7 protein-coding genes are annotated in these 4,015 nt (G+C 70.8%); 5 read left to right on the forward strand and 2 right to left on the reverse strand.

What is annotated here, in order from left to right:
- Together C1I97_RS32910 and C1I97_RS32915 are read left to right on the forward strand one after the other, a co-directional pair.
- A partial coding sequence (locus C1I97_RS32910) for a helix-turn-helix domain-containing protein (RefSeq protein WP_111006689.1) occupies positions 1-766 on the forward strand: 766 nt, incomplete at its 5' end.
- Positions 753-971, forward strand: a complete 219-nt coding sequence (locus C1I97_RS32915; RefSeq protein ID WP_111006690.1) for a DUF397 domain-containing protein — start codon at positions 753-755, stop codon at positions 969-971. The genes C1I97_RS32910 and C1I97_RS32915, both read left to right, overlap by 14 nt.
- Positions 972-985: 14 nt before the next feature.
- Here C1I97_RS32915 and C1I97_RS32920 read toward each other — a convergent pair whose 3' ends face one another.
- On the reverse strand, positions 986-1,423 hold the full coding sequence (locus tag C1I97_RS32920) for a type II toxin-antitoxin system VapC family toxin (protein WP_111006691.1): 438 nt from the start codon (positions 1,421-1,423) through the stop codon (positions 986-988).
- Positions 1,420-1,692 carry a hypothetical protein gene (locus C1I97_RS32925; protein WP_111006692.1) on the reverse strand — a complete coding sequence of 91 codons (273 nt, stop codon included), beginning with the start codon at positions 1,690-1,692 and terminating at the stop codon, positions 1,420-1,422. Before C1I97_RS32925 ends, C1I97_RS32920 begins: the two co-directional genes overlap by 4 nt.
- Before the next feature lie 627 nt (positions 1,693-2,319).
- Here C1I97_RS32925 and C1I97_RS32930 point away from each other — a divergent pair.
- The 3 genes from C1I97_RS32930 (at position 2,320) to C1I97_RS32940 (ending at position 4,011) form a co-directional block, all read left to right on the forward strand.
- Positions 2,320-2,931, forward strand: coding sequence for a hypothetical protein (locus tag C1I97_RS32930; RefSeq protein ID WP_111006693.1), 612 nt, complete (start codon positions 2,320-2,322; stop codon positions 2,929-2,931).
- Between the two features lie 61 nt (positions 2,932-2,992).
- A complete protein-coding gene (locus C1I97_RS32935; protein ID WP_258382851.1) occupies positions 2,993-3,358 on the forward strand; it encodes a phage holin family protein in 366 nt (121 codons plus the stop codon).
- Complete coding sequence (locus tag C1I97_RS32940; RefSeq protein ID WP_111006695.1) at positions 3,334-4,011, forward strand: DUF3618 domain-containing protein; 678 nt, start codon at positions 3,334-3,336, stop codon at positions 4,009-4,011. The genes C1I97_RS32935 and C1I97_RS32940 overlap by 25 nt, the downstream gene beginning before the upstream one ends.
- The last annotated feature ends 4 nt before the right edge of the window (positions 4,012-4,015 follow it).

Genomic DNA, 4,015 nt, shown 5'->3' on the forward strand with positions numbered 1-4,015 from the left:
GCAGTTGAGGCTGCGGCGGGAGGCGGTGGGGATGCGGGTCGCCGAGTTCGGGACGGCGATGGGGTACGGGGACGACCTGGTCTACAAGATCGAGGGCGGGAAGCGGATTCCCCGGCAGGAGTACCTGGACAAGGCCGACGAGGTGTTGCGCGCGGATGGGCTGATCTCGGCGACGTGGGAGGACGTGAGGAAGGTCCGGTACCCGAAGAAGGTACGGGACCTGACGATGCTGGAGGCCCGGGCGGTCGAGATCGGGCTCTACAGCACCCACGACGTGCACGGCCTTCTGCAGACCGAGGACCATATGCGTGCCCTGTTCGACGTATGGCTCCCCGCCTACTCGGAGGAGGAGACCGAGCGCATGGTGGCCGCGCGGCTGGCGCGGCGCGCGATCTTCGAGAGGTCGCCGGCGCCGACTCTGAGCTTCGTTCAGGAGGAGGTGACACTCCGCCGCCCGGTCGGAGGCAGAATGGCGTGGCGTAGGCGACTCGAACGTCTTCTGGAAATCGGGGAGTTGCGCAACGTGTCGATTCAGGTGCTGTTGACCGACAGCCAGGACCACTTCGGGACGGGCGGACTGATCGAAGTGCTGAAGTTCCCCGACGGCAGCGCCGTTGGGCGCTCCGACGGGGCGTTCGGCGGACGACCGGTGACCGATCCGAAGCAGCTGAGGATCCTCGAACTGCGCTATGGCATGATCCGGGCCCAAGCCCTCACGCCCCGAGAGTCGCGGGCTTTCATCGAGCGATTGCTTGGAGAGTCATGATCCGCACCCCCGAACCCGGTACGCCTCGGCACCGACCTGGTTCAAGAGCAGCTACAGCAGCAGCGGGGACGGCAACGACTGCGTGGAAGTCGCCATGACCCCCGCCACCATCCACGTCCGCGACTCCAAGAACAGCCGGGGCCCCCGCCTCGCCCTCACGCCGGCCGCGTGGGCCGACTTCGTGGCCTTCGCCGGCGGGAACTGACCCCGCAGAACCACTCAGAGGTCGTCGGGGAGGACCCGGAAGCAGGAGTACCGGCCACCCACCGGGCGTACGGTCCGGAAGTCCCGTAGGTCCCTGGTGAGGACCGCGTCCGTGTCGTACTCGGCGGCGAGGGCGACGTTCACCGCGTCCACCAGGTCCAGATCGAGCGACGCGTACCGGGCCCGCACGGACAACGCGGCGTCGAGGATCTCCGGCGTCGGCGGAGCCAGGACCAGCCGCATCTGCCGGACGCGTGCGGTGAGCGAACGGAGGATTCCGTCGGCCGCCGCCCGTCCGGCCCGGTTGGTCGCCACCTGGTGCACCTCGGTGAGCGCGAGCGGCGTGGCGACGAGGAAACCGCACTGGTCTGCGGCTTTCCTCGCGGCGTGATGGTCGGGATCGGACCGGTTGAACAGGGTCAGGATGCCGGAGGTGTCGGCGACAGCGATCACGCGGCGTTTCCCTGCCGGTTCCGCCGCTCCCGTTCGTCGTACCCCCGCGTCACCGCGGCGCTGATCTCGTCCTCCGCCACGGGACCTCCGAGGTCGAAGGTCTCCTCGTCGGACACGAACGGCTCGTCCCAGACCCGGTGCGCCAGCGCGATCCGGTGAATGCCCTCGCGGATTATCTCCGCCTCCGGCACACCCAACCGCGCTGCGGCCTGCTTGATCAACTGCAGGTCACTGTCCTCGGCGTAGACGTTGGTGCGCTTCAGAGCCATACCAACCATGGTACAGGTTATGTACCTGGCGAAGATGTGCGATCTGCCCCTGTGGGGGCCGGGCCCCCTTCGCACTCAGCCCAGCGACACCAACGGTGCTGGGGATGATCGGCAACCTTCCGATCAGCACCCCGGTGGCCTTCGAGATCGCCTACGGCTGGGCCGGCTGGCGGAACTCCTGCGGCGAGGACATGGCCTACGAGATCGAGCCCGGCAAGCGGATCCCCCGGCTCGACCAATACGAGACCCGCCGCCTGATGGTCGTCATACTCCGTCCCGAGCCACCACAGGGCGAGCGCACAAGCCCATGTCCTGCACTGCTCCACCAGGCGCCACCACCAGGCACACGCCCGCGCCTGCCGCTGAGCCCGCCACACGACCGCATCGGAACTACAGCACTCGGAGGATCTACAACTGAAGGGCCGGCCCCCGCCTTGAAGGGCCGGCCCTCGTCCCCGCCGGCGGCGCCGGGGCGGGACGGCGTCCCGGATGTCCCGACGTCGGCGCATCTCCTTCGCGAAACACACCAAACCTCGCCACCAAAGCGTGTCAAAACTGGACAAACGGCCACTCGGATCGAGACCGACGAGACCGATACGCAGGACGTCCGACGAGGAGAGGTCTCCGATGAGTAAACCTGCACAGACCGGAAGCGGGAAAGCCGCGCAGAAGGCGAAGGCGGAGACCGCCGCGACGGCCGGCCAGGCCAAGCAGGCCGCGACCGAGGTCGCGGGCACCGCGGCGGAACAGGCCCGGGCCGTAGTGGGTGAGGCGCGGCAGCAGGCCGGTACGGCCATCCACGATCTGCGCGGTCGCGCGATGGACGAGGCCGAGGGGCAGACCAAGCGCGCGGCCGGCGCGCTGCGGCAGTGGGCGAACGACCTTTCCGGGATGGCCGAGCGCGCCCAGGGCGACTCGACCGCCCGCAGCCTGGCGGCCCAGGCGGCCGACCGGGGGCACCGGGCAGCCGACTACCTGGAGAAACAGGGGGTCGAGGGACTCGTCTCCGACCTCCAGGCCTTCGCCCGCCGGCGTCCGGGAGCCTTCCTGGGCGGCGCGCTGCTGGCCGGGCTGGCGATCGGGCGCCTGGCGAAAGCGGCGGGGACCGCTGCCCTGTCCGACGGCTCCGGACCGGGGCAGGCCACCACGGCGCCGGGCCAGGGCGCACTGGACGCGCCGGCCTCCCAGGCGCTTCCGCCCGGCCCGCCGCCGGCGCCCGCGGAAACCCCGGAGGCGTGAGGTGTCGTCGACTCCACCGCCCCCACCCCACTCCGCCCAGCCACAGGGGCAGAACGCGTCCGTGGGTGAGCTGCTGTCCGTCGTGACCTCGAACCTGCAGTCCCTCTTCCGCCAGGAGGTCGAGCTGGCCAAGGCCGAGGTCAGGCAGGAGGCGACCAGGGCGGGCAGGGCCGCCGGGATGTACGGCGGTGCCGGCTTCGCCGGCTCCATGGTCCTGCTGTTCCTGTCCGTGGCCGCCCTGCTCGGCCTGGCCGAGGTGATCGCCGGGGGCTGGGCCGCCCTGGTCGTCACCGCGATCTGGGCGGTCGTCGCAGCCGTGCTGTACCAGAAGGGCCGTGAACGGATGCGCACCGTCACCCCGAAGCCCGAGCACACCGTCGAGACGATGAAGGAGAACGCGGAATGGGCACGTCACCCGACCAAATGAGGGCCGAGATAGAGGCCACCCGCAGTCAGCTGTCCGCAAACGTGGACCAGCTCGCCGATCGGACCAGCCCTCGCCGGGTGGTCCGCCGTCGCACGGAACGGCTGCGCGGCGCGGTGTCGGGCATGCGCGACCGGGTCATGGGCACCGCCTCGCAGACCGTGCACGGTGTGTCGAGCACCGCGCAGTCGGCCGCCGACTCGCTGCAGGAGGGCACCGAACGGGCGGCCGACTCGGCCCGTGAGGCGATGGGCCAGGCAGGAGAGGCCGTGCAGCAGGCACCGGACGTGGCCCGCCGCCGGACCCAGGGCAGCCCGCTGGCCGCCGGCCTGGTCGCCTTCGGCGTCGGCCTGCTGGCGTCCTCCCTGCTGCCCGCCTCCCGGACCGAGCAGCAGAAGGCCTCCGATCTGATGCAACGCGGCGGGGAGGCCCTGGAGCCGGTGAAGCAGGCCGTCGGCGAGTCCGCGCAGACCCTGAAGGAAGGCGCGAAGGACGTCACCCAGAGCGCCGCCGCGGAGGTGAAGGACACCGCGGCGCAAGCGGCCCGCACCACCCAGGAGGAGGCACGTGACCAGACCGGCCAGGTCGCCGAACAGGCCCGCGACTCCGGCAGCCACCTCGCGGACGAGGCCCGCCGTCGCTCCGGACCCCCCTGAGCTC

Source organism: Streptomyces sp. NTH33 (assembly GCF_003236365.1).
In the GTDB taxonomy this organism is placed as follows: domain Bacteria; phylum Actinomycetota; class Actinomycetes; order Streptomycetales; family Streptomycetaceae; genus Streptomyces.

Bases quoted from the DNA above. Each gene is read 5' to 3' on its own strand.
- C1I97_RS32940 (WP_111006695.1), top strand. From the start codon at position 3,334: ATGGGCACGTCACCCGACCAAATGAGGGCCGAGATAGAGGCCACCCGC.
- C1I97_RS32925 (WP_111006692.1), bottom strand. From the start codon at position 1,692: ATGGCTCTGAAGCGCACCAACGTCTACGCCGAGGACAGTGACCTGCAG.
- C1I97_RS32930 (WP_111006693.1), top strand. From the start codon at position 2,320: ATGAGTAAACCTGCACAGACCGGAAGCGGGAAAGCCGCGCAGAAGGCG.